Here is a 563-nt window from a genome sequence, read left to right as displayed (position 1 = left end):
AAAAGCGGGTTGTCACACCGGGGCAGAATGCCAAGCATTATCTGGCAGGCGTTCTCCACGCAGGCAACGGAAGGGTACTTTACGTCAGCGGGATCAAGAAAAACTCATCGCTGTTTATTGCCATGCTGGAAAAGCTGCGCCACCACTACCGACGAGCCAAAACCATCACGTTGATCCTCGATAACTACATCATTCACAAAAGCAAACAGACCGAGCGATGGTTGAAGAAGAATCCCAAGTTCTGCCTGGTGTTCCAGCCAGTTTACAGCCCTTGGGTTAATCACATAGAACGGCTATGGCACAAGTTACATGAAACCATCACGCGCAATCATCAATGCAGAGGGATGGCAAACCTGCTGGCCCGAGTGAAACACTTCATGGATACCGTGTCTCCTTTCCCGGGGAATGGCTATGGCACAGCGAAGGTGTAGCACTATTGGGATCAGTTATTTAGCTGACTGTCAATAAAGCAATCTGCAACCATGTCTTTTAACCCTTCCATCAATTTTGTTTTTTTGTGCATGACGGACGTTAAGCGTTCAATGTGCCTCATTGATTTCCCT

1 protein-coding gene is annotated in these 563 nt (G+C 48.0%); it reads left to right on the top strand.

The features are described 5' to 3' along the window. On the top strand, positions 1-431 hold a 431-nt coding region (locus tag D0S45_20750), incomplete at its 5' end, for an IS630-like element ISAhy2 family transposase (protein TIH06218.1). Positions 432-563: the final 132 nt, after the last annotated feature.

This window comes from Marinifilum sp. JC120 (genome assembly GCA_004923195.1).
Taxonomy (GTDB): Bacteria; Desulfobacterota; Desulfovibrionia; order Desulfovibrionales; family Desulfovibrionaceae; genus Maridesulfovibrio.
Note: the sequence above shows the minus strand (reverse complement) of the source record. Positions and strands in the feature narration are given on the sequence as shown.